Raw genomic sequence first — 23,282 nt, 5'->3', positions numbered from 1 at the left:
CCGGTTCTGTGAGCCCGAGGGGGGTCATAGTGGAACGTGATGTGAACACGACGAAAGGAAGATCGTGGACCATAGCGCGCTGTTGACCGACGCCTTCGATCGCATTCAGGAGACCGTGCATTCCACGCTGGCCGATCTCCCCGCCGACGCCCTGACGTTTCGGGTGGACGCGAAGGCGAACACGATCGCCTGGCTGATCTGGCATCTGACGCGAGTGCAGGACGACCACGTCGCCGGTGTCGCGGGCACCGCGCAGGTGTGGACCTCCGGCGGGTGGGTGGAGCGCCTCGACCTCCCGTTCCCGGTTGCCGACATCGGTTACGGGCACTCCGCGGACGAGGTGGCGAAGGTTCGGACCGGCGCCGGCCTCCTGCGGGAGTATCACGATGCCGTGCACGACCGCACCGTCGATTACGTCCAGTCGATCGGCCCGGACGACCTCGACCGGATCGTCGACGAGAATTGGGATCCGCCAGTCACTCTCGGTGTCCGGTTGATCAGCGTCGTCTCCGACGATCTTCAGCATGCCGGGCAGGCGGCGTACGTCCGCGGCATCTACGAGCGCCGCTGAGCCCGCGACGACGTCTCGTTGGCGGCGAGCCACGCCTCGACTCGTCGCCGGGAGCGTCGGCCGACGCGGTCACGGACCGCCGGACTCACTCTGGCTGCACCGTGCAGCGTCCCGTTCCCCGCCAGTGCCAGCGGAACGAACCAGGCGGGCACGACCGGCAATCCGAGTTCCTGCATGCCGCGCTTGCCGGAGAACAACCGCTGGATGCTGAGCAGACGCTGGCGGTTGAGCCGGCGTCGCAGGGACTCTGCATGCGGGTAGTGGAAGGTGGCCCACGACTTCTGCAGTGAGTCGGCCAGCACCCTGGAGTTGTCGTCGGGACCGGGAGCGAACATCCCGATCTGGCACATGTTGCGGCGTCCGGTGTTCTCGTCGTCGACCAGCCAGTGCTCGTCGATGCCCATCAGCCAGCCGATGTACCGCCACAGATGCATGACGTCGCGGCCCTCGTCGGCGGAGACCCACACCCCCAGCGACCGGAGTCCGACGAGGAATGTCGTCGAGAAGAGGGCGAGCGTCCCGGCCTGATCCGACTGGTTGATCGGCATGCCCCAGTCGGACACGTCCCAGTTCTCGTCCTGCAGCAGGGTCAGGTTCACGAACGCGTGCATCAACCGGACGTGCACGGACAACTGCCAGCCCCGGCGGTCGCGGTCCATGCCACCGGGCAGGACGCACTCGTACCACCACCGCACGGTCTCGGCCACGCGCTGACCGGCGCCGTCCCCGACGAGCCTGCCGGTGGCCACGAGTTGGCGGGAGGTGGCGGCGCTGCGGTAGCCGTTCATGAGGGAACCGGTCGCGAGCAGGTCGAGTCCGGTCATGCCGCTGCGCAGGCAGACGGCGGCCCCGTGCTCGAGGCGGCGGTCGTCGACCCACGACGGCCGACGGTCCACTGCGTCGAAGAACGCGACCAGCGGTTGCGCGGCGTCGGGCACGCTGCCGATGCCGTCGGAGAGTGCCCGGGAGAACTGGGCCATCGTCACGGTCTTGTCGACGAGGACGGCCCGCGCCAGAGCGGCACCGATCTCGTCCTGACCGACCACCGCCCGGGCGTGGAGTTCCCGCTCCGCCGGGGTGGGCGTCGGGTCGCCGTGCACGAACCGCGACAGCGTCCGCATCGAGCGGCGACCCCACTCCGAGTCCATGTCGAACCGCCGCGGCGGCGTGAAGTCGGAGAAGCCGGGCGCCGACTCCCGGGACTGGGTTTCTGTCATTGCGGTGCACTCGATTCGGTAGTCGAGAAGGGGGCGTCTTTGTGCCTCAGCCCCGGCTCGCGGGGCTGTGAGTTACAGTTCACCCCACCGAATCGGACGGGTACAAGTCGCATTGTGAGGCAGACCGGGAGGGTTCAGCGAATGGGCACTGGCCAGCGGAAAGACCCCTCCCAGCAGCGGTCGCAGGAGACGGTCGCGCGCATCTTGTCGGCAACTGGTCAGGTTTTGCGGGCCAAGGGTTACACCGGCTGCAGCACGAACGCCATCGCGGAGGCCGCCGGCATCTCGAAGGGGTCGGTGTACCAGTACTTCGCGAACAAGGACGAAATCATCGAGGTCCTGATCGACAAGATCATGGAAGAAACCACCGCCACGTTCGGGACGCAACTCGAGCAAGCCGTCGCGAAGGGCACGTTCCTGAAGGACGCGGCGCTGCAGTCCCAGCTCCTCGCCGTCCTGGACAGGTATCGCGACATCCTCGGTTCGCTGCTCAACGACGCCCCGCACCTTGCCCTCACCGCGCACCGTTCGGTCCGGATCGAGGAACGGTGCCGCGACCTGTTGCGTACGTATGTGACGTTGAATCCGTCGGCGATCGGTCCGGATGTCGACCTCGAAGCCCTGCTCCTGGTGCTCACCGTCAGCTACCGCGAGGTGAGCCTCGAATATCTCCGCCGCGACCTCCGCGAGCGGCGAAACGAGCTGGCCACCGTCCTCTACGACATGACGATGGGCGGCCTCGCCGGGCGCGCGAAACGCGGGGTGTAACGCCGAGGGGGCTTCGAGAGAAATACACAGTGAGCCCATGGCGCTGTCGGACCCCGACCCGGCAGCGCCAGGGGCCTTCTTTTTTGCGACGGCCGCTCCTACCGCCGCCGCCTGGTCGGCGACCCCGGCACCTCCAGCCACACGACCCTCTCGAGCGCACGCAGATCGCTTTCGATCCGCCGGAACAATTGATACACGGCGATGAAGGCGAAGATGCCGCCCAGACACAGCGCGCGCACCGTCGCGTTCACGGCGTCGCCGGTGCTTCCGCCGACGAAGCTGAGCCCGGCGACCCCGATCAACGGGACGGCCGCGGCGACGGCGAGGTACCGCGGCATGCTCCGGCCGAGGGCCCGGATGTTGCGTCCGTCGTTTCCGCGCAACTCGCCGTGCGACAGCAGGATCGGGCAGAGGCATCGCACCGCGTAGAACGTGAGGATGAAGAACGGGTAGGCGAGCGCGACCGCCCCGCACACGGCCAGGGACGCGAGGAGTTGCGTGTATGCGCGCAACGGAATCCCGCCGGCGGTGATCTCCAGGGCGACCGGGTAGGCGACGCCGGCGACGACCCACAGCCCGAAGCTGACCACGACCGCGCGATGGCCGAGCCCGAGCGTCGTGGCACGCGCCTTCTCCAGCACCTCGGAACTGTAGGTTCTGCCGTTGCGGAGACCGCGCGGCACCGTGAGCGCGAGTCGACACCAGTAGACGATGAGCACTGCGCCCAGCGGGAACGCGATCCCGCCGATCACCAGATGCACGAATTCGAGATCCTCCTGCGCCTCGACGGGCAGCGTCGCGATGATCAGCACCTTGTTGTAGTAGTAGTTGTATCCGGCTGCCAGCAGGTTCGGGATGCCGACGGCGGCGATCACGATGGGAAGCGCCCACCGCCACATCGTGGACCGCACGCTTCCCGGCGCCGGGTCGACGAGATCGCGGGCGTGCGGGTCGAGGCACAGCGCGAACTGCCGTGTCAGCTTCCGGCCACTCGACCACCGATCGTCCCGGTCGGGTGCGAGCGACTTCACCAGGATGCGCCGCAGCGCGGCGGGACAGTCCTCGGGAAGCGCGGATCGTTCCGGGTCCACTCCCCGGCGTCGGGACTCGAGAAGGACCTGAGGCGACGGCGGTGACGTGGTTCCGTCGTCGTCCGGGAACGGGCGTGCCCCGGTCAGCAGTTCCCACAGCATCACGCCCAACGCGAAGATGTCGCTGCGGGTGTCGAGGTCGGACGCGGTCCGGTGGATGCTCGGGTCGATCACCTCGAGCTGTTCGGGCGACATGTAGGCGACGGAGCCGCCGATGAATCCGCCGGCGCCGCGATTCTCGACGCTGTCGCTCGAACTGACGTTGAAGTCGGCCAGCTTGGGGATGCCTTCGAGCCCCAGCAGCACGTTCGCCGGTTTGATGTCGCGGTGCAGGACGCCGTGCTCCTCGGCGTAGTCGAGCGCGTCGGCCAATCGCAACCCGATCCACGCGACCGTCTCCGGCCACGACAGTGCCGCGATCTCGTCCCGCACACTCGAATACTCCGGCTTGATCTCGCCTCTCTCCGCGAGGATCCGGTCGACCGAATCGAGCAGCAGCTGTCCGGATCGCTGCTCCGGCGGGGTCTTGCGGACCAGCCGCACCACGTCGAGGAGCGTGCCGCCGGGCACGTATTCCATGAACAGCACCCGCAGCCGGCGGTCCTCCAGCACCCGCTGGTCGTAGACGCGGACGATGTACGGGTGGTCGAGCTGCGCAAGTGTCTGCGGTTCGTTGCCGATGTTGCGGGAGATCTTCAGCGCCACCCACCGCTGCATCGAACGCTGCCGGGCGAGGAACACCCGCGCGAACGCGCCGTGACCCAGTTCCATCATCAGGTCGAAATCGTCGAGGCGTTCACCGACGTCGAGGTCGTCGCCCGGGCCGAGTTCCGCAGTGATGGTGCGCCGGTCCATGCGGCGGTCGTGTTCGAGGAGGGTCTCGAACCGGGCCGCCTGCTGCGGGTATTCGGTGACGTACTCGTCGGGATCGACGTCGGCGCCGCTTTGACGGCGGACCCGGTACTCCAGGTAGACGAGTTCCGGTGGCAGTGGTTCCGCGAGCAGCTCCGGGAATTCGAGGCAGTAGTCGGCGATGCGCTTCGGGTGGCCCGACCGCAGCCACCGGTATTCGAGGTCCACCTTGATCAGCTCGATCAGCGCGGCCCGCCTGATCGCGGCCGTGTCGGGGAGATACTCGGTGAGCTCGGCCGGCGAACCGGACGACTCCCAATCCGCGACGAGGCGCTCGACACCGCTTTCCACCACGAACACCGATTCGGCGCCCGACGTTGTCGACGGCGGCAGCTGGGTGTCCTGACCCAGTTCGGTGGGCGGCCCAGACGCGACCGTCGAATCACTCGGCGGGCGATCGTTCATGGCGGTCCGATTCCGGGCGTTGCAGATTCCGGGAGGTGCATGGGGGCGTACTTGCCAGGGTATTCCTGACGGTGCGCGAAGGGTACGGAACAGCAGGCCGTCACGCGCTCCCGGCGGGGCCGGAACCAGTGCGAGGGGTGTTCACCTATGGCGGGCAATGATGTGGTCCTTGGTACCTCCACGAACTGAACGGGCAGGTAATCACGACGTCGGCCCAGCCGGCGGGAAGGTCGCGGCCTTCTTCACGGCCGCGACCTCGCCGCCCTCGACGATCTGCACGTGCCAGCCGTACGCCTCGTAGCGGGCGGCGGTGTCCTCGGACAGCGCGATGGCGGTGTCGTCCTCCGGCGGCATTGCCGTCGAGTCGTCCCGACTTGACGGCACGGGCAAGGGACGACTGGATACGGTCCGCTGCGGCATTGGCCGAGGCGGTGTCGCGCTCGAGGCGCATAGGTATGGGTGTCGGTGAAGAAGTCGTACCGCGGCGCACCAGGCGATGGCGACGAACGGCCCAGGTGAATGGTTGGGAAGCAATTTCCAACCACTCCTGGGACCGAACACCAGGTGCGCCGCCGACGGACACCACACCGTCTATGGCTGGACGTGTGCGGTGACAGTCACCGCGGTGTCTGGCTGGACGGTGTTGATGAGGTCGCCGTGGCGGAGCCGGTCGAGTACGGCCGCCGCTGGGCGAGGAGAATGGGGACTGGTCTTACGGCGTCCCGGACCGCTATCTCCGTGGGCTGGGTCGCCTACTGGCGCGACGGCTACGAATGGCGCAAAGGCAGAAGCCGCCGTCAACGCCTACGAGCACCATCGCGTTGTCCTTCCTGGAGTGAGTCGGTAGGTCTCTCGAAGAGTCATGCGATGGCCGCCTTCGCGGGTTTGCGACACGCCGGTCAGATCCGATTCCGTTTCATGAATCATCATCTTCAATGGGCAGCCAGTGTTGCGAAGTAGGACACGAGTCACCTCATCCGTACTTCTAACCTTCTCAGGTGCGCAATCCGTGTGCATGTTCGGAACCGTTTCTTTCCCCCACTCGAGGAGTGACCATGGCCTTGTTTGCTGTGATCTGGTCGTATACCACCGATGCCTCTGTCAAAGAGGCTGCGCATGCCGAACACCTGATTTTCGTCAAGGATGCCGCTGCCCGAGGCATGCTGCAGGAGGCCGGCGCCTGGGCCGACGGCGCCGGAGCCCTACTGGTATTCCAGGCGGCCAGCGAAGACGCTTTGCGTTCCTTGCTTGCGGAGGATCCTTACGTCAAGCAGGGTGTCGTCGTAGAGCAGCGCATTTACCAATGGAATCCAGTCATAGGCCCTCTCGTCGGCATCTAGTGACAGTGGGGCACGCTCATACCCTGGTGGCTCGGTGTCGAGGTATCTTCACGGTTTTCCTTCGGTAGGTACCTGGTCGGCGGTGTTGGTCCAGACGAACGGCGCGCAGCGGGTGTTACATCCGTTGATGAAGGCGCGGATCTTGGTGGTCAGCTCCTTCACGGAGCCGAAGGTCCGCGGTGGACGGCCTGCCGTTCTCATTCCGAACCAACACCTCCACAAGCTTCATCCATGATGCCGAGTGGCGATGTCCGTGGCGGAGAACAGGGTGAAGGTGCGGTGTCGGGCGTAGTCGTGAGTGTGCTTCCCTCCCGAGCCGATCCGCATCGACTGGGTCGGCGTGGTCCGGTCCAAGGCCTGAATCTGCGATGTTTGGTCCACACAAGCACGATTGCGTTCAACTGCGAACAGTGAGTTTCAAGCCGCGGCAGTAAAGTCACCTCTCCGTCTATGACGGTTGATCTCTCTGTGGCTCAAGCTACGCTCCCGACTTGTGCTGTAGCTCCAGCGAAGGTGACCGCTGCCAACCCGCACCCTTCTCGCTTGACAACGACGTCGGAACTGCGGTGACGGGCATGCCTGCTTGTGAAGTCCAGTTTCGAAGTCTCTGCGGTCAAGACAGATTGGCGCGCGTGCGTCCCCAAGAATATGTTGCGCAAGGTTGTAAGGGGGCGCGGGTATGCCGCCAGGATCGACCATCTATGCCGCCCACCACTTCGATCCCGCTACGTTTGTCGTGCATCTTCCCGCTCGGCACGAGCCGGCCGAAGCGTCAGGCAGCAGCGAGTCTGATGCCTGTGAGTCTTCAAAACGCGCTGAGTGCAGGACATTTGAGGACAAGGAAGCGAATTTCCAATTCCTTTCGACTGCAGAACTGCCGAGAATGGTTTCGTACTGGCACGCCTGCCGCGCAGCACGGACGGCTGATCAGGCGATTCAACTCCGCGCCGGATGGTGAACTTCCAAACCAATTCTGCGCCTATATAGATCGGGGAACAAAGATGTCCGTAAACGTGGACCACCCAGCATTGCCGTCATCGATCGCTTTCGGGAGAACGCTGTATATCGCAGGCCGATGGAGCGCTGCCACCGACACTTACGAGCGGGTAGATCCCTCCGATCTCCGCCGCGTGACGGGAATCTACGCTTCGGCGACTCCCCGCAATGTCGAGGCTGCCTATGCGGCCGCCGGCCGTGCTCAACCAGCGTGGTCCGAGACAACAGCGATTCAGCGGTCGGACTTTCTTCGTTCTGCCGCTGACCTTTTGGAAATCCGCGTTCACGACGCTGCCCTGACGATCACCGCGGACATGGGGAAGGCGATCCGCGACGCACGCGCCGAGGTCCTGCGAAGTGTCGCCATTCTCCGCTACTACGCCGGTGAGATCCTGCAGCCCAGTGGAGAGACATACCCCAGTGCTGATTCACACACGATGCTGATGACGGTGGAGGAGCCGCTCGGCGTCGTTTGTGCAATCACACCGTGGAACTTCCCCTTCGCGCTTCCGGCATGGAAAATCGCGGCGGCAATAGGTTTCGGGAACACAGTTGTGTGGAAGCCTGCAGAACCGGCCTGCGGATCCGCAGTGTTTCTGACGCGGATCCTCGCAGAAGCCGGGTTGCCCGCGGGGGTCCTCAATCTGGTGACGGGCAGCGGTAGAAAGCTTTCGGGGGCACTCACCGGGAACGCGCGACTCGCAGCCTTGACGTTCACCGGTTCGGGTGCAGTCGGGTCGCGACTGCGTCAGGCCGTCGCCGATCGCAACGTGAAGGTCCAGCTCGAGCTGGGCGGCAAGAACCCGTCCATTGTTCTCGCCGACGCCGATGTCGAGGATGCAGCGCTACAGATCGTGAAGAGCGCCATGCTCCACACCGGACAGCGCTGCACAGCGACGAGCCGGGTCTACGTCGACCGCACCGTCGCTCCCAGACTACGAGAACTGGTGGTGAAGCATGCTGACGCGCTGGTCGTCGGTGATCCGTACGACGAAGCCACCGACATCGGGCCCCTTGCCTCGGTGGAGCAACGTGACACCGTGGCCGGTTACCTGCGACTCGCACGCGACGAGAACGCCGAGTTCCTTACGGACAGGGAGTTCGATTCCGACACTTGCTATATCGCACCGACAGTCCTTGCCGGGGTGTCCGAGACGAGCAGGCTCGTCAGGGAAGAGATCTTCGGGCCAGTCGTGACCGTGCAGGAGGTCGATGGATTCGACGGTGCGCTGAAGGCCGCGAACGACACGGACTACGGCCTGTCCTCTGGAGTGTTCACCAGAGACATCGCGACGGCGATGACCTTTATCCGGCGCACACAATCGGGGTTGGTACATGTCAATCGCGAGACGAGCAGTGTCGAGCCACATGTGCCGTTCGGTGGCCTCAAAGGCTCGAGCAGCATGAGCAGAGAACAGGGCAAGGCCGCACGTACTTTCTTCACAACCACCAAGACTGCGTATGTCCGCTGGACCTAGAAGCTGCACCGGACGAGCTTTCCCGCAATCAGTTCGTCACTTTCTGCGACACAGAGCGCAATCGACAAACCCCCAAGTAGCCCTTGACATCAAGAGGAGGCCAACATGAGCACTGCCGCACCAGCCGTGACCGAAGTACTCGACGTTCTCGTTGTAGGAGCCGGATTCGCCGGGCTGTACCAGCTCGAAAATCTGCGGAGTCGAGGCTATTCGGTGAAAGTAGTCGAGGCGGGTGAGGGTCTGGGCGGAATCTGGCACTGGAACCGCTACCCGGGTGCCCGAGTGGACAGCGAAGGTCCCATCTACCAGTTCACGCGCCCCGACCTATGGGATGAATTCGCATTCTCCGAGCTCTACCCCGGAGGTGACGAACTGCGCCGCTACTTCAAGTACGTCGACGCGAAGCTCGATCTGAGCAAGGACATCTACTACAACACCCGGGTCGCTTCCGCCGAGTTCGACGAGACGGCGAACACCTGGACCGTGACCGCGGAGAACGGAAGCGCTTTCGTCTGCAAGTACTTCGTTCTGTGCACCGGATTCGCGGCAAAGCCGATCTTCCCGAAGCTCGCGGGAATGGACAGCTTCGCAGGGATCAACCACCACACCGGTCTGTGGCCTGAAGGCGGAATCGATTTCGCAGGAAAGCGAATCGCCATCATCGGTACCGGCGCCAGCGGCGTGCAGGTCGCTCAGGAGGCGTCGAAGGAAGCCGCACAGCTGACCATCTTCCAGCGCACCCCCGTTCAGGCGCTCCCGATGCGACAGCGCCAGCTCACCGACGAGGACAACGCGAAGATCAAGTCCGATCTGGCGGACAGATTCAGTCGTCGTTCGGCGTCATTCTCCGGCTTCGACTTCGATTTCATTCCCAAGTCAGCCCTCCAGGTGAGCGACGAGGAGCGAACCACCACTTATGAGCGATTGTGGGAATACGGTTTCGAGTTCTGGCTCGGAACGTACCAAGACGTCTTCGTCGACGATGAGGCAAACGACACGGCCTACGAGTTCTGGCGTGACCGGACGCGTGCCCGGATCAAGGACCCGGTCATCGCCGAGAAGCTGGCGCCGATGACGAAGGCGTACCCCTTCGGCGTGAAGCGCCCCTCGCTGGAGCAGACGTACTACGACATCTTCAACCAGGACAACGTGCGTCTCGTCGATCTGCACGAGGACCCGATCGAGACGATCACGCCCACCGGGCTGAAGACCACATCGGAAGAGCACGAGTTCGACATCATCGTCTATGCAACGGGCTTCGACGCCGTCACCGGTGGACTGACCGCCATCGACATTCGCGGCACCGACGGTACGTTGCTCCGGGACAAGTGGTCGAATGGTGTGCGGGCTAACCTCGGGGTCGCAACGGCAGGATTCCCCAACCTGCTGTTCCTCTACGGACCGCTGAGCCCGTCGGGCTTCTGCAACGGGCCCAGCTGCGCCGAGATCCAAGGTGACCTCATCGTGGACACCATCGACTACATGCGGGACAACGGATTGAACCGCATCGAGTCCGAGGCGGACGCGGATGCTGCCTGGTCCGATCACGTCGCCGAGCTGACGGCCGAGGCGCTCTATGACAAAGCCGACTCCTGGTACATGGGTGCCAACGTCCCGGGTAAGCCGCGGCAGTTGCTGAACTACCCCGGTGGTCTTCCCCTTTACCTGGCCAAGTGGGACGAGACAGTGTGTGCGGGATACAAGGGCTTCACGCTTTCCTGAGCAGTCAATTTGCCTCCCTCGAGTAGTGATGAAAGTGAGCAACACATGTCCGTGAGCAAAGAATCCCTGTTCCTCAACGACCTGTACGCTTCGTGGCTTACCCGGTCCGAAGGAATGGACCTCGCCAGTCAGCGAGATATGTTCGAAGAGTGGCATCTTCCGACCATCGAACCCGTCGGCGTCACCTATGAGGAAGTGACAGCCAACGGTGTGCCGGCAACGTGGGCCAAGCCTTTGGGGGCCGCCGAGGACCGCGTGATTGTCTTCACCCACGGTGGTGGGTTCGTGACAGGTTCACGGTTCTCACACCGCAAGCTCGCGGCACACCTCGCCAAATTGGCGGGTGTTCACGCTCTGATCGTGGACTATCGGCTCGCGCCGGAGCACAAGCACCCGGCCCAACTCGAAGACTGCATGGCCGTCCACAAGTGGCTCCGCACGCAAGGTTACAAGGCGGAGAACACGGCGACTGTCGGCGACTCGGCGGGTGCCAATCTCGCGATCTCGACAGCATTCGAACTCGCGAGCGTGGAACTACCCACTCCTGCTGCCGTCGTCACGCTTTCGCCTTGGCTCGATATGGAGATCAAGGGGTTGACGGTCGAATCGAACGACGCGGTCGACGTATTGGCCAAGAGGGCGGTTCTGGAAATGATGCGGGAGATGTTCCTCTCCGAACCCGCAGATGCAACGGACCCGCGCGCGAACCCACTGCTCAACGACTACACCGACTTCCCTCCGGTGTACGTATCGGTCGGAGGCTTCGAGACGCTGCTGGACGACTCACGTCGGTTGGCCGAATTGATCGAGAAGGTGAGCGGCGAGGTCGTGCTCGACGTGGTCGATGAGCAACAGCATGTATTTCACTTCAACGCGGGACGGGCACCCGAGGCGGATCAAGCGTTGAGCCGGATTGCCCAGTGGCTGCGACCCAAGTTGGGCCTCGCCTGAACTCCGCCCGCGCCGCGTGCGTATGAACGCGAAGGCTCTCGGCGGCAAGTGGTGAACGTGCTCGTCGGCGGCGGTCTGTCTGGACCGCCGCCGACGAGTTCGTTCGCGTGCCGGTCGGGCATCAGTCGAACGATCGATCCGCAGTGAAGATAAGGGAGATACACCCATGGATAGTCCAGTCCTCGTCCAACGCGAGGGGTTCATCGAGACATGGACGATTAATCTACCCGCGCAGAGCAATCCTATTTCCGGGATGGAGGTGGTCGACGCATTGGTCGCCTGCGTCGAGGCCGTCAACGCCGACTACGGTGTGCGAGCTGTCATCGTCACCGGTGCCGGATCGACGTTTTCCGCCGGCGGCAACGTCAAGGACATGGCGAATCGTCGCGGATTGTTCGGGGGGAAGCCCCACGAACAACGGGATGGCTACAGAGCTGGGATACAACGGATTCCGCGGGTCATGTACAACTGCGACGTGCCTCTCATCGCAGCAGTGAACGGCCCTGCCATCGGTGCCGGATGCGACTTCGCCCTCATGTGCGACCTCCGCATTGCCAGTGAAAAGGCATTCTTTGCGGAGAGCTTCGTCAAGCTCGGAATCATCCCGGGTGACGGTGGCGCGTGGCTGCTGCCCAAGGCCGTCGGGATGGCGCGGGCGGCAGAGATGATCTTGACGGGCGACCGTGTCGACGCGATCAAGGCACACGGGAGAGGCCGCCCACCCCCCGGGTGGCCACTCTCGGTGACGACGGTCTGAGCGATCAGATCTGTCTACGCGGAGGGATCGGCCGCGAATCGTCGTCGCTGGACCGCGTCACGGCCCGCTTCCTCGCCGTGGACGAGCGCACCGCTTCCGTCCGCGAACGGCCCGGATGTAACGCTTCGGCACCCAAATCGGAAACCCCGCAACGGTGACGCGAGAGGCACATTCGCGGACGCCGTCTGAGCCGCCGAGTGGGTGTACTGCACTGAGGTGCAACGTATCCCGCCTATCCGGTAGGGCAAGACGTGGTCCGCGTCGGAGGGCACGGTGAGCGTGGCCATCCGACGCGGACGTCTAGTGGCTACGCCGGTCCTACTTCACCCCGGCAGAAGCCGTGCTGGTGACCTGGTGTTCGCGTTCGCGTTCGGCGTCGGCGAGGTCGATGCTCTCGAGAGCGAGACCCTTCGATTCCCGGGTGTACAGGACCGCGATCGCGGTGACGGCGCACGCCGCAGCGAGATACAGCGCGATCGGCACCGACGAGTCGAACTTTTCGAGCAGCCCGACGGCGATGATCGGAGCGAGCGACCCGGCGACGATCGAAGTGACCTGGTAGCCCAGAGAGACACCGGAGTACCGCATGCGGGTGGGGAACATTTCCGCCATCGTGGCGGGCTGCGCGGCGTACATGAACGCGTGGTAGATCAGTCCGACGATGATGGCGAACATGATGACGGTGTTGTGGCCGCTGTTCATCATCGGGTAGGCGTAGAAGCCCCATCCGCCGGCCATGACGGCGCCGAAGAGGTAGACGGGCCGACGGCCGATCCGGTCGGAGAGTCGACCGGCAAGGGGGATTGCGGCGAAGTGGATTGCGTGTGCGATGAACATCCACCAGAGAATGGTGCTGGTGTCGGTGTGCACCACGATCTTCAGATACGTGATGGTGAAGGTGACCACCAGGTAGTACATGATGTTCTCGCCGAAGCGCAGTCCCATCGCGGTAAATACTCCCCGTGGGTAGCGCTTGACGACCACGAACACACCGTATGAAGTTGCGGCGACCTTCTCGGTCTGCTCCTTGGCGGCGACGAAGATGGGGGCGTCGGAGACCTTGGTCCTCACGTAGTAGCCGATGAACACGATCGCGGCCGACAGCCAGAACGCGACCCGCCAGCCCCAGCTGAGGAATGCTTCGTCGGACAGCGTCGCTGTGAGCACGAGGAGCACGATGGTGGCGAGCAGGTTGCCGCCGGGTACCCCGGCCTGGGGCCAGCTGGCCCAGAACCCGCGGCGGTCGTTGGGGCTGTGCTCGGCGACGAGGAGTACTGCGCCACCCCATTCGCCGCCGACCGCGAAGCCCTGGATGAACCGCAAGGTCACCAGCAAAGTCGGTGCCCAGAAACCGATCTGGTCGTGGGTGGGCAGGCAGCCCATGAGGAATGTGGCGCTGCCGACGAGTACCAGGCTGAATTGCAGCAGTGACTTGCGCCCGTACTTGTCGCCGAAGTGGCCGAAGACGATGCCGCCGAGCGGTCTGGCGACGAATCCGACTGCGTAGGTGACGAATGCGGACATGATTGCGGTCAGCTCGCTCATGCCGGCGTCGAAGAACACCTTGCTGAACACCAAGGTGGCGGCGGTGCCGTAGAGGAAGAACTCGTACCATTCGACGATCGTTCCGGCCATCGAGGCCGCGACGACCTTCTTCAGGCCCGACGGGGTGGGCGCAGCCGCGCTGCCGCCACCTGCGGGGGTTGTGTGATCCACTGCGTACTCCTACGTGGTTCGGGTTACAGCCAGTGCCGGGATGTGACACCGTGCACTCTCTGCTGAGAAGTATTCGCGGCAGTGATCGAGTCGGGCAACAGCCAATCGCACGCGGGGCTGTTGCAGAACTGCACCAAGATGGGGGAGGGCCGCAGCCGGCTCACTTCACCGGAGGCAGCAGATCCGACTTTCGTCGCAGTGCTTCGGCGTGGATGGCGTGACGGACCGCCTGCACGGTCGGGTTGGTCAGGCTTTCGCGTCGGGCGGCCAGGGAGAACGTCAGGTGGACGTCGACTTCCCGGGGGAGCAGGCGAATCAGTTCGGGATAGGGCTTGGCCATGAAGGCGGGGAGCAAACCGATGCCACCGCCGGCCAGGGTAGCCTCGACGTGCGAGAAGATGTTCGTGGACATGAATTTGGCGCGGGCGCCGGGCAGATGCCGCTCCAGATCGAGGTCGCCGACCTGTAGCAGGGAGTCGACGAAGAAGATGATCGGATGGTTCTTCACATCCTCGATCGAGTCCGGGGTCCCGTGCTGGCGGAGGTAGTCGTCGGTCGCGTATATGCCCATCGAATAGGTGCTGATCAGCTCGGACACCAGGCGGCTGTTCACCGGTGTTCCCACGGCGATCGCGACGTCGAAGCCGGATTGGTGCAGGTTGAGCTGGCGGGTGGCGGTAAGGAGCTCGACCGAGAGGTCGGGGTGCTGCATCCGTAACCGGGCCAACGCTGGGGTGACGATCAGTGTGCCGAATCCGTCCGGTGCCGTGACACGCACCGTCCCGCGCAGCGCGCTGCCGGCGCCGCCGACTGCGGCGTCGACCGCCAGTTGAAGTGATTCCTCGATCGCGCGTGCGCGTTCGGCGACCGCCTGTCCGATGTCGGTCAACTCCCAGCCGTCCGCACCACGTTCGATCAGGCGCACCTCGAGAGTCTTCTCCAGAGCGTGGATTCGCCGCGACACCGTCGTGTGGTCGACCCCGAGATCGATCGCGGCGGAACGGCGGGTCCCGGTGCGGGCGATAGCGCTGAGATAACGGAAGTCGTCGGCGCGGACCTGTCGTATGTCGATCGCCCGCGGCGTGGCCGTCGTGGGAGGCGCTGCTGCGGGCTCGTCGGTAGATGATGTACTGCGGCCGGTCATGCACCCGAACTCTACTCGTCCGGTATCCCTTCCTTGGTGCATTTTTGCATCCCTGCGGCGTGATGTTGGTGGTTGACCGCGCACGAGCTGTGGCGCACCGTAGAAGTCAGCCGACGTCAGGCGTTCCGTCGCCGGGGCTGAGTCTTCGCCCCGCCGCATGACCATTTGTGATTCGAAACTATCTGCACCTCAAGGTTTTATGTCTAAGGAGTACCACGATGACCTCAACCCAGGTCGCACCCGCAAGCCTCGGAATTCCGGCGGCTCGCGACTTCCCGATGCTGATCGACGGCCGCTGGGTCGAGGCGATCAGCGGGGAATGGACCGAGGTCACCACACCGATTCTGCGCGACCACGTGATCGGACGGGTACCGACCAGCGAGGCTGCCGACGTCGACCGGGCCGTCGCCGCCGCGCGAGCCGCTTTCCCGGCATGGCGCGCCCAGCACTTCACCAGCAGGGCACGAGTGCTCGGCCAGATCGCGGACGCGATCGAGGCCCGCATCGAGGACCTCGCCTCGTTGACCGCACTCGACACCGGCAACGCCATCCGCACCCAGGCGCGGCCCGAAGCCCAGACCCTGGCCAATCTGTTCCGCTACTTCGCCGGCATCGCCGGGGAGAGCAAGGGCGTCGTGCTCCCCGCAGGCGATGATCAGCTCCAATACACCCGGCTCGAACCCCTCGGTGTCGTCGGCGCCATCCTGCCGTGGAACTCGCCCCTGATGATCGCCGGATTCAAGATCCCCGCCGCACTGGCCACCGGCAACACCGTGGTCGTCAAGGCCGCCGAGGCGGCACCGCTGAGCGTGCTGCTGCTCGCCGAGATCTGCGCCGAATTCCTGCCCGCCGGAGTCCTCAACGTCATCACCGGCCTCGGATCGGTCGCCGGCGAGCGCCTGGTGCAACACCCCGGCGTCGACAAGGTCTCCTTCACCGGATCCACCGAGGTCGGCAGACACGTCGCCCAGGCAGCCGGTGAACGGCTCGCCCACGTCTCGCTGGAGCTGGGCGGCAAGAACCCGTCCATCGTCTTCCCGGACGCCGCAGACGACGACGATCTGATCGGCGACCTGCTGCTGTCCTCCCGAGTGCACCGGCAGGGCCAGAGCTGCACCGCCGGGTCCCGCCTGTTCCTGCACGAGGACATCTACGACGACGTACTCGGCCGGCTGACCGCCACCCTGGGCAGCCAGGTCGTCGGAAACCCCCTCGACGAGAGCACCGACATGGGCGCCATCATCAACGACAAGCAGTTCCGATCGGTGACCTCCTACGTCGAGGACGGCCTCGCCGCCCCGGGCATCACCGTCGCACTCGACGGATCGGTGGACCGCAACGACGGCTTCTACCTGGCGCCCACGATCTTCGCCGGCGCGAACAACGACTGGCGTCTGTCTCGCGAAGAGATCTTCGGCCCGGTCGTGGTGGTGATCCCCTGGAAAGACGAGGCCGAGGTCATCAAGATGGCCAACGACTCGCATTACGGGCTGGCGGCGTACGTGTGGACGCACGACCTCGACCGGGCCATCGGCACGGCCAACGCGCTCGAAACCGGATGGGTTCAGGTCAACCAGGGCGGCGGTCAGATGGTCGGGCAGTCCTACGGCGGCTACAAGCAGAGCGGCATCGGCCGGGAGGCCTCCCTCGAGGGCATGCTCGCAGGCTTCACCCAGACCAAGCAGATCAACGTGCGTCTGCGCACCGCCCGGTAACGGGCCCCGACGACCGCACCCCAGACCACGCCGGTGAAGCATGCCCACTCTGCTTCACCGGCGTTCTCCATTTAAGGACGGAAACCACATGACTACAGGACCGCTCAAGGACCTGCTCGTTCTCGACCTGTCGCGAGCATTGGCAGGACCGATCGCCGCCATGATGCTCGGCGACCTCGGCGCCCGGGTGATCAAGGTTGAAACCCCCGGCCACGGCGACGACTCCCGCAGTTGGGGACCCCCATTCGTCGGTCCGGAGCACGACCAGTCCTCGTACTTCATGTCCGCGAACCGCAACAAGGAATCCATCGAACTCGACCTCAAGAGCGAGCACGGGCACCGCGCCTTGTGCCGCCTGATCGCCCGCGCCGATGTGCTCATCGAGAACTTCCGGCCCGGCGCGTTCGACCGGCTCGGATTCACCGCCGCGGTCCTCGAGGAGCTCAATCCGCGCCTGATCACGTTGTCGATCACCGGATTCGGTCACGACGGCCCAGAGGGGACGCGTGCCGGCTACGACCAGATCGCCCAGGGCGAAGCAGGATTGATGGCGCTGACCGGCACCGCCGAGTCGGGGCCGACCCGCATCGGTGTCCCAATCGCGGACGTGCTGGCCGGGGTCCACGGCGCCGCCGGCGTGTCCGCCGCCCTCGCCGGGCGGGCGAGCACCGGGCGCGGGTCGATCGTGCGGACCTCGCTGCTGGCGGCGGCGATCAGCGCCCACACCTTCCACGGCACGAAATGGACCGTCGCCGAGCAGGTCGCACAGCCGAGCGGCAACCACCACCCGCAGATCGCCCCGTACGGCAGCTTCCGATGCTCGGACGGGTTCATCCAGGTCGCCGTCGGCAGTGAAGCGATCTGGGCGAAGTTCGCGCCGATCGCGGGTCTTTCAGCCTCCGAGCCACGGTTCGCGGTCAACGTCGACCGTGTGGCGCACCGTGACGAACTCATCGCCGAGATCGAGGCGTCGTTCGCCGATCGCACCCGCGAGCAGGTGCTGGCCGACCTCACCGGTGCCGGGGTACCGGCCGGGGCCATTCGCACGATCGACGAGGTGTACGAGTGGGAGCAGACCCGCAGCCAGGGTCTGCTCATCGATGTGGAGCACGCCGCCGCGGGCAGGGTCCAGCTGCCGGGGCCGTCGCTTCGGATGGAATCTGCCACCGGCGAGTCGCTGCTGCGGGAAACCCACGATGCCCCGCCGATGCTCGGTCAGCACACCCAGTCCGTTCTCGACTGGCTCGACGACGAGGAGAACAGCACCGCTCCCACGGAATACGCGTACTCGCACAGTGGTAGCTGACATTCGACCGACTCTGTGATCCGACATGGCCAACGTCATGTTCGGCGAGGACGGGTCGGGGTGGTATCGGGGAGCCGCCATTGGAGGTTCCCGAACTGAACATGCCAGGTCCGGCTGACGATCCCCGCCTTGGAAAACGAAGCCCGACGGGGGTTGCATACGCCGCCGGCCGCCACACGTCGACGTGCAGGCCTGACATCACCACACCGTTTCTGGAGCGCACCGCGCCCCGTCCGCCCAGACCGCACGACCGTACCGCCGCTTCTTCAGCCTGCACGAACCCCATTCCCTTTCTACAGCGTGTGTCATCTACAAGGAGCCGTAATGCCTGATCATGCAGTGACCGCCACCCGCCCTGTCGATGCGCTCGCCGCCCGGTCATGGGTGCTGCTCAACGGGATGAGGACGGAGTCCTTCGAAACGGCACTGACGTCCGCTGCCGATCAGGTCGTCCTCGACCTTGAAGATGCCGTCGATGCGCGGGACAAAGCCGGCGCCCGACTAGATGTCGCCGCGTGGCTCGAGACACGGTCGGCATGGGTGCGAATCAACGACCGGACCACATCGTTCTGGGCTGACGACGTCGACCACCTCGCCAACCTACCCGGATTGCACGGTGTGATGCTCGCCAAGACCAAACCGCAGAACAGGTCTCCGAAACGTTCGACCGTCTCGGTGGCAGGACTCCGGTGCTGGGTCTGGTGGAGTCAGCAGTCGGCATCGAAGCATCACCGGCGATCGCCCAAGCGCGCGGCACGTTCGGTCTCGCGTTCGGCAGCGGAGACTATCGCCGCGACGCCGGTGCGGGGCCGGACGATCTCGCCATGGCCTATCCCCGGTCCCGCCTTGTCGTCGCCAGCAGGATAGGTCATCTTCCCGGCCCGATCGATGGGCCGACAGTGGAGGACGATCGCGCGGTCCTGCGGGAACGCACCACAGCGGCGGCCTCGATGGGAATGACCGGAAAGCTCTGCCTCGACACCGCCCAGCCCGCGGTCATCAACGAACTGCTCAGCCCCACGGCGTCGGAAATCGTCTGGGCGGGCAACTTTCTCACCGAGTTTGAGACCCGCGGCCGCACCATTCGTGACGGCAGCGACCGTCCCCGGCTGGCACACGCGCAGAAGATCACCGAACTCGCGGCGGCCCTCGGACTCGGCGTGTAACCAGTGCTACAGGGGCACCCCGGGTCGGTGAGAGGGACCCCGAGGGTACACAGGCGGCCCCTCAGAACGGCACAGCACAGCACAGCACAGCACCTGCTGGGCATATGACCCTCGTCCTCGACGGACAAGCGAAGTAACCATCCCAGTGCCTCGCACACGGCGACCCGACGACAAACGACTAATGGTGCGCTGCCACGCACATGGTGCCACTATGTCCGTCGAACGCAACCGCCGTTCCACTGAGGCAAGACTGAGAACGCAGATTACCTGCCGGGAGGTTCTCGCCACGCCTGTGGCGGCATCCCCGACGATGCCATTCTGCTTGCCACGATGGGCCTTCGGACGAGATACTCCAGAATCCCTTGCGCAACAAACGAATCACGAACCAGTTCGCTAGTTCCTCCTCCGGAAGCCGCGGGTCCACGCCACTGACGTGCGACGGTTGCATGCACATCCGCGGACCCGTCCCGCCGGGGGCGGGAGGTCGTGCAGTTCTGCAACAGGGCGACGCGAATATGGTCGTTGACCTCGCCTTCATTCGCACCCAGACTGAGTATCGTCCGTAACAACGAAGAGACCGAATGCGCTAGCGCACCGGGCTTTCGAAGGAGTACTTGATGAGCAAGATTGCCTGGATCGGCCTCGGCCACATGGGTGTCCCGATGTCACGCAACATGGTCGAGGCCGGACACACCGTCCGCGGCTACGACGTCTCCGAGACTGCACGCGAGGCCGCGCGGTCCAACGGTGTCGAGATCGCCGAGTCCATCGCAGATGCTGTCCGCGATGTCGACGCGGTGTTCACGATGTTGCAGTCCGCCAAGGTTGTCGAGCAGGTGGTCACCGGTCCGGACGGCGCTTTCGTCCACATGCCCAGGGGCACCGTCGTAGTCGACTGTTCGACGATCGGGATCGATACCGCGCGCTCGCTTGCACAAACGGCGAAGGAACACGGAGTCGGCTTCGTCGACGCCCCTGTCTCCGGCGGTGTGCAGGGTGCCGAGGACGCCAGTCTGACCCTGATGCTCGGCGGCGACATCGACCACGTCGCGGTCGCGGAGCCTCTGCTCAAGTCGGTCGGCTCCTACATCGTGCACGTCGGGCCGAGTGGCGACGGGCAGGCGATGAAAGTCGTCAACAACGCGCTGATGGCGGTCGGAATGGCCACCGCCTGTGAGGTCTCGGTACTCGCCCAGCGCCTCGGTCTCGACCCGCAGGTGTACTTCAACATCGTCACCCGATCCTCGGGCGACAGCTGGGTCTTCCGTAACTGGTTCCCGCTGCCCGATGTGGTCGAAACCTCACCAGCCTCCCACGGATACGAGCCCGGATTCATGATCGATCTGATCCACAAGGACCTGCGCTTGGCCACCGCCACTGCGGCAGAGTTCGACGTACGACTCGACACTGCTGCTGCTGCGCAGAAGCTGTTCGCTGACGCGTCGGCCGCGGGCGCCGGCGAGCGCGACTGCACCGGACTCGCAGTCACCCTCGGTGCCAACGTCGAGAAAGCCACAGTCTCCGCGTGATTCACGGTGCCCGTCCTCTCCTCGGGGAGGACGGGCACCGCGACCCCTAGTGCCAAAGGAGCATCGAACATGCCACTTTTCGCTCTCACCTACCACTACATCGACGACTCCACCCTCGTCTCGGAGCACCGCCCAGAGCACCGTGCATATCTTCGCCAACTCGCCGACGCGGGCGAGCTCGTCCTGGCTGGCCCACTGGGTGAGCCAGGCCCGCCCAGCGGACTACTCATTCTCGACGTCGAATCCGTCGCACGGGTGGAGGAACTCGCAGACAACGACCCGTTCCACGCGCACGGCATCGTCAAGGAACTGTCGATACAGCGTTGGACCTTATCGATTGGCGAGGAGCGTCTTGACCATCGCCCCGCAACACTGCCCTGAAAGGCGACCGTTGGACCGGTCATAGCCGAACGTTGGGGCAAGATGGCTGCCGTAAATCTCAGAATGTTGATGGCCGAAAGATATTGGAAATCCAAACTGCCGACGAGGATCACTTTCGTCACCTCGGGTCGGTCCCCTGGTGCAAACCCGGGCGTTCTAGCCGTTGTATCGACGCGACGTAAACCTCATCGAAATGGAGATGACGATGGATGAGATCAAGATCGAGTTAAATGTTGAAGTGCCGATGCGCGACGGAACGATCCTCCGGGCGGACGTCTACCGCCCGGCAGATTCCGATGTTCATCCTGTGTTGTTACATCGTACTCCGTACGACAAGACGAACCCGATGACGAACTACCTGCAAATCGACGTCATCGCATCGGTGAAACGCGGCTTCATCGTCGTATTGCAGGACACTCGCGCCAGATACGCCTCGGAGGGCGAATGGCTCCCTTGGGCACACGAGCGCAACGACGGCTACGATACTGTGCAGTGGGCCAGCGTTATCGCTGGTAGCAACGGGAAAGTCGGAATGTTCGGGAAAAGCTACGGCGGACAGACGCAATGGGCTGCTGCCGTTGCCGGGGCTCCGTCGTTGGCCGCCATGGCCCCGCAGGTGACGTGGAGCGATCCGGAGGACGGTCTCCTGTTCCGCGGTGGTGCAATCGAACTGGGTATGAACACGATGTGGGGACTCGGCCAGGCACTAGGGCAGATTCCGAAAGTGAGCAAGCCTGAGGACATTGCATCGGCGATGTCGGTGACCGCGGCGGATGTGGACAACCTTGTTACGAAAACGTACTGGGAGTTGCCGGCCGCCAAGCTCCCCGCGATCACCAGGTCTGGGCTGCCTGACCTCGGAGTGTCTCGCGCACTGGACGATCCCGCCACGATCGACGAGAGCCGCAACGAAGGTCACTTCGATCAGGTGACTGTGCCCAGCTTGAACATCGGAGGGTGGTACGACCTCTTCACACAGGGAACGCTGAACAACTACGTTGCAATGCGAGAGCGAGGAATCGCTACGCAACTCGTGATGGGGCCGTGGGCCCACATGCACATCCCGGCTCTCGAAGTCGGCCAGGTCGGTGAGGTCAACTTCGGGATGAGCTCGATTGTGCCACCGACGCCGGGTGTGGCGAGTCTGTCCGATCTTCAATTAGATTGGTTCGACCGCTATCTCGGTCTCGACTCGCTGCAGCAAACCGACAGTGCCCCTGTTCGCATCTTCGTGATGGGCATCAACGAGTGGCGTGACGAGCCGGACTGGCCGCTGGAGCGAGCAGTCGAGACGCCGCTGTATCTCCGTGCGGAAGGAGTGCTGTCGTTCGACGCTCCCGAGGAGGAGGATGCGCACTCCGAATTCACCTACGACCCGGCCGATCCGGTCCCGACGTGCGGCGGGGCGCTCTTCATGGCGAACGAGTTTCCCCCAGGGCCCAAAGAGCAGAGGAATGTGGAGAATCGAACCGATGTCATGGTCTTCTCGTCTGCAGTATTCGACGCGGACCTCGAGATCACCGGCCAGGTACGAGCGCAGATCTGCGCCGCCACCGACGGACCGAGTACTGACTGGGTTGTCCGACTGTGCGATGTCGACGAGCTCGGACGTTCCTACAATATCGTGGACGGCATCACCCGCGCCGCGACGGAAGCTGGTCGGATTGATACGTACGAGATCGACCTGTGGTCCACCAGCATCGTCATCAAGGCCGGTCACCGACTCCGCGTGCACGTGACCTCGAGCAGCTTCCCCCGTTGGGACCGGAACCTCAATTCCGGGGACACGACGACACTTCGCACTGCGCACCAGACTGTTCATCACGACGCAACTCGCCCCTCGCGCTTGCTTCTGCCCGTCATCCCTCGTCGGTGACGTAACACTGTATCGACCGTGTCACTGCAGGTCGTACTCGTGCACCGCAGCACACACCGGAACGGGAAAGGAGCCAGGCACTACCGACGCCGGGCATCGTAGGCGGTGAGTCGTGGTTGTGCCCACCTCTCTCCGTGGCAATTCGGGGAGGGTGGATTCTGACCGCCACCGAGCCACAACACGGCATCACCCTGCAGGCGGAGACCCTGGCCGACATGATCATCTGGCTCGAGTTTGTTCT

At 64.4% G+C, this 23,282-nt stretch carries 15 protein-coding genes and 3 pseudogenes; 13 read left to right on the top strand and 5 right to left on the bottom strand.

Translation table 11 applies throughout. From position 1 onward, the window contains the following. Positions 1–64 precede the first annotated feature (64 nt). Positions 65–571 (top strand): mycothiol transferase, encoded by a 507-nt coding sequence (locus tag ACLIVD_RS34545; protein WP_283333083.1) that lies wholly within the window; start codon positions 65–67, stop codon positions 569–571. Here ACLIVD_RS34545 and ACLIVD_RS34540 read toward each other — a convergent pair. Next, on the bottom strand, positions 556–1,788 hold the full coding sequence (locus ACLIVD_RS34540; RefSeq protein ID WP_283333082.1) for an oxygenase MpaB family protein: 1,233 nt from the start codon (positions 1,786–1,788) through the stop codon (positions 556–558). The genes ACLIVD_RS34545 and ACLIVD_RS34540 overlap by 16 nt on opposite strands. A 141-nt stretch (positions 1,789–1,929) precedes the next feature. On the opposite strand from ACLIVD_RS34540, the gene ACLIVD_RS34535 reads away from it, so the two are divergent. Continuing rightward, complete coding sequence (locus ACLIVD_RS34535; RefSeq protein WP_280779562.1) at positions 1,930–2,556, top strand: TetR/AcrR family transcriptional regulator; 627 nt, start codon at positions 1,930–1,932, stop codon at positions 2,554–2,556. 98 nt (positions 2,557–2,654) lie between these two features. Here ACLIVD_RS34535 and ACLIVD_RS34530 read toward each other — a convergent pair whose 3' ends face one another. Continuing rightward, positions 2,655–4,964 carry a serine/threonine-protein kinase gene (locus ACLIVD_RS34530; RefSeq protein WP_491931515.1) on the bottom strand — a complete coding sequence of 770 codons (2,310 nt, stop codon included), beginning with the start codon at positions 4,962–4,964 and terminating at the stop codon, positions 2,655–2,657. 234 nt (positions 4,965–5,198) lie between these two features. Next, a pseudogene (locus ACLIVD_RS34525) lies at positions 5,199–5,312 on the bottom strand (thiamine pyrophosphate-binding protein); the annotation flags it as partial. Positions 5,313–6,019: 707 nt separating this feature from the next. Between ACLIVD_RS34525 and ACLIVD_RS34520 the strand changes: the two are divergent. The 5 genes and pseudogenes from ACLIVD_RS34520 to ACLIVD_RS34500 all read left to right on the top strand — a co-directional run. Beyond that, complete coding sequence (locus ACLIVD_RS34520; protein ID WP_283351113.1) at positions 6,020–6,304, top strand: YciI family protein; 285 nt, start codon at positions 6,020–6,022, stop codon at positions 6,302–6,304. Positions 6,305–7,305: 1,001 nt separating this feature from the next. Then, on the top strand, positions 7,306–8,778 hold the full coding sequence (locus tag ACLIVD_RS34515; protein ID WP_491932955.1) for an aldehyde dehydrogenase family protein: 1,473 nt from the start codon (positions 7,306–7,308) through the stop codon (positions 8,776–8,778). 105 nt (positions 8,779–8,883) lie between these two features. After that, complete coding sequence (locus ACLIVD_RS34510) at positions 8,884–10,500, top strand: flavin-containing monooxygenase (RefSeq protein WP_491931514.1); 1,617 nt, start codon at positions 8,884–8,886, stop codon at positions 10,498–10,500. A 45-nt stretch (positions 10,501–10,545) separates the two neighbouring features. After that, a complete protein-coding gene (locus tag ACLIVD_RS34505; protein WP_491931513.1) occupies positions 10,546–11,451 on the top strand; it encodes an alpha/beta hydrolase in 906 nt (301 codons plus the stop codon). A 166-nt stretch (positions 11,452–11,617) separates the two neighbouring features. Beyond that, a pseudogene (locus ACLIVD_RS34500) lies at positions 11,618–12,154 on the top strand (enoyl-CoA hydratase-related protein); the annotation flags it as partial. Positions 12,155–12,526: 372 nt separating this feature from the next. Here the strand turns inward: ACLIVD_RS34500 and ACLIVD_RS34495 are convergent. Both ACLIVD_RS34495 and ACLIVD_RS34490 read right to left on the bottom strand, forming a co-directional pair. Further along, positions 12,527–13,924 carry an MFS transporter gene (locus ACLIVD_RS34495; RefSeq protein WP_283334439.1) on the bottom strand — a complete coding sequence of 466 codons (1,398 nt, stop codon included), beginning with the start codon at positions 13,922–13,924 and terminating at the stop codon, positions 12,527–12,529. Positions 13,925–14,084: 160 nt separating this feature from the next. Further along, the gene (locus ACLIVD_RS34490) at positions 14,085–15,068 is read right to left on the bottom strand and encodes a LysR family transcriptional regulator (protein WP_283334438.1); all 984 of its coding nucleotides are present in this window, start codon (positions 15,066–15,068) and stop codon (positions 14,085–14,087) included. 218 nt (positions 15,069–15,286) lie between these two features. Here ACLIVD_RS34490 and ACLIVD_RS34485 point away from each other — a divergent pair, with 218 nt between their 5' ends. The 6 genes and pseudogenes from ACLIVD_RS34485 to ACLIVD_RS34460 all read left to right on the top strand — a co-directional run bounded on the left by ACLIVD_RS34485 (position 15,287) and on the right by ACLIVD_RS34460 (position 23,041). After that, positions 15,287–16,783 carry an aldehyde dehydrogenase family protein gene (locus tag ACLIVD_RS34485; protein WP_283334437.1) on the top strand — a complete coding sequence of 499 codons (1,497 nt, stop codon included), beginning with the start codon at positions 15,287–15,289 and terminating at the stop codon, positions 16,781–16,783. Between the two features lie 88 nt (positions 16,784–16,871). After that, a complete protein-coding gene (locus ACLIVD_RS34480) occupies positions 16,872–18,089 on the top strand; it encodes a CaiB/BaiF CoA transferase family protein (RefSeq protein WP_283334436.1) in 1,218 nt (405 codons plus the stop codon). 324 nt (positions 18,090–18,413) lie between these two features. Then, positions 18,414–19,255, top strand: a pseudogene (locus ACLIVD_RS34475) (HpcH/HpaI aldolase/citrate lyase family protein). Positions 19,256–19,872: 617 nt separating this feature from the next. Continuing rightward, complete coding sequence (locus ACLIVD_RS34470) at positions 19,873–20,784, top strand: NAD(P)-dependent oxidoreductase (RefSeq protein ID WP_283334435.1); 912 nt, start codon at positions 19,873–19,875, stop codon at positions 20,782–20,784. A gap of 69 nt (positions 20,785–20,853) precedes the next feature. After that, positions 20,854–21,165, top strand: a complete 312-nt coding sequence (locus tag ACLIVD_RS34465) for a YciI family protein (RefSeq protein ID WP_283334434.1) — start codon at positions 20,854–20,856, stop codon at positions 21,163–21,165. 205 nt (positions 21,166–21,370) lie between these two features. Next, the gene (locus ACLIVD_RS34460; protein ID WP_283334433.1) at positions 21,371–23,041 is read left to right on the top strand and encodes a CocE/NonD family hydrolase; all 1,671 of its coding nucleotides are present in this window, start codon (positions 21,371–21,373) and stop codon (positions 23,039–23,041) included. Positions 23,042–23,282: the final 241 nt, after the last annotated feature.

Source organism: Rhodococcus sp. G6(2025) (assembly GCF_058628105.1).
This window is presented reverse-complemented; position numbering and strand designations above follow the sequence as displayed.

Bases quoted from the DNA above. Each gene is read 5' to 3' on its own strand.
- ACLIVD_RS34540 (WP_283333082.1), bottom strand. From the start codon at position 1,788: ATGACAGAAACCCAGTCCCGGGAGTCGGCGCCCGGCTTCTCCGACTTC.
- ACLIVD_RS34535 (WP_280779562.1), top strand. From the start codon at position 1,930: ATGGGCACTGGCCAGCGGAAAGACCCCTCCCAGCAGCGGTCGCAGGAG.
- ACLIVD_RS34530 (WP_491931515.1), bottom strand. From the start codon at position 4,964: ATGAACGATCGCCCGCCGAGTGATTCGACGGTCGCGTCTGGGCCGCCC.
- ACLIVD_RS34520 (WP_283351113.1), top strand. From the start codon at position 6,020: ATGGCCTTGTTTGCTGTGATCTGGTCGTATACCACCGATGCCTCTGTC.
- ACLIVD_RS34515 (WP_491932955.1), top strand. From the start codon at position 7,306: ATGTCCGTAAACGTGGACCACCCAGCATTGCCGTCATCGATCGCTTTC.
- ACLIVD_RS34510 (WP_491931514.1), top strand. From the start codon at position 8,884: ATGAGCACTGCCGCACCAGCCGTGACCGAAGTACTCGACGTTCTCGTT.
- ACLIVD_RS34505 (WP_491931513.1), top strand. From the start codon at position 10,546: ATGTCCGTGAGCAAAGAATCCCTGTTCCTCAACGACCTGTACGCTTCG.
- ACLIVD_RS34490 (WP_283334438.1), bottom strand. From the start codon at position 15,068: ATGACCGGCCGCAGTACATCATCTACCGACGAGCCCGCAGCAGCGCCT.
- ACLIVD_RS34485 (WP_283334437.1), top strand. From the start codon at position 15,287: ATGACCTCAACCCAGGTCGCACCCGCAAGCCTCGGAATTCCGGCGGCT.
- ACLIVD_RS34480 (WP_283334436.1), top strand. From the start codon at position 16,872: ATGACTACAGGACCGCTCAAGGACCTGCTCGTTCTCGACCTGTCGCGA.
- ACLIVD_RS34470 (WP_283334435.1), top strand. From the start codon at position 19,873: ATGAGCAAGATTGCCTGGATCGGCCTCGGCCACATGGGTGTCCCGATG.
- ACLIVD_RS34465 (WP_283334434.1), top strand. From the start codon at position 20,854: ATGCCACTTTTCGCTCTCACCTACCACTACATCGACGACTCCACCCTC.
- ACLIVD_RS34460 (WP_283334433.1), top strand. From the start codon at position 21,371: ATGGATGAGATCAAGATCGAGTTAAATGTTGAAGTGCCGATGCGCGAC.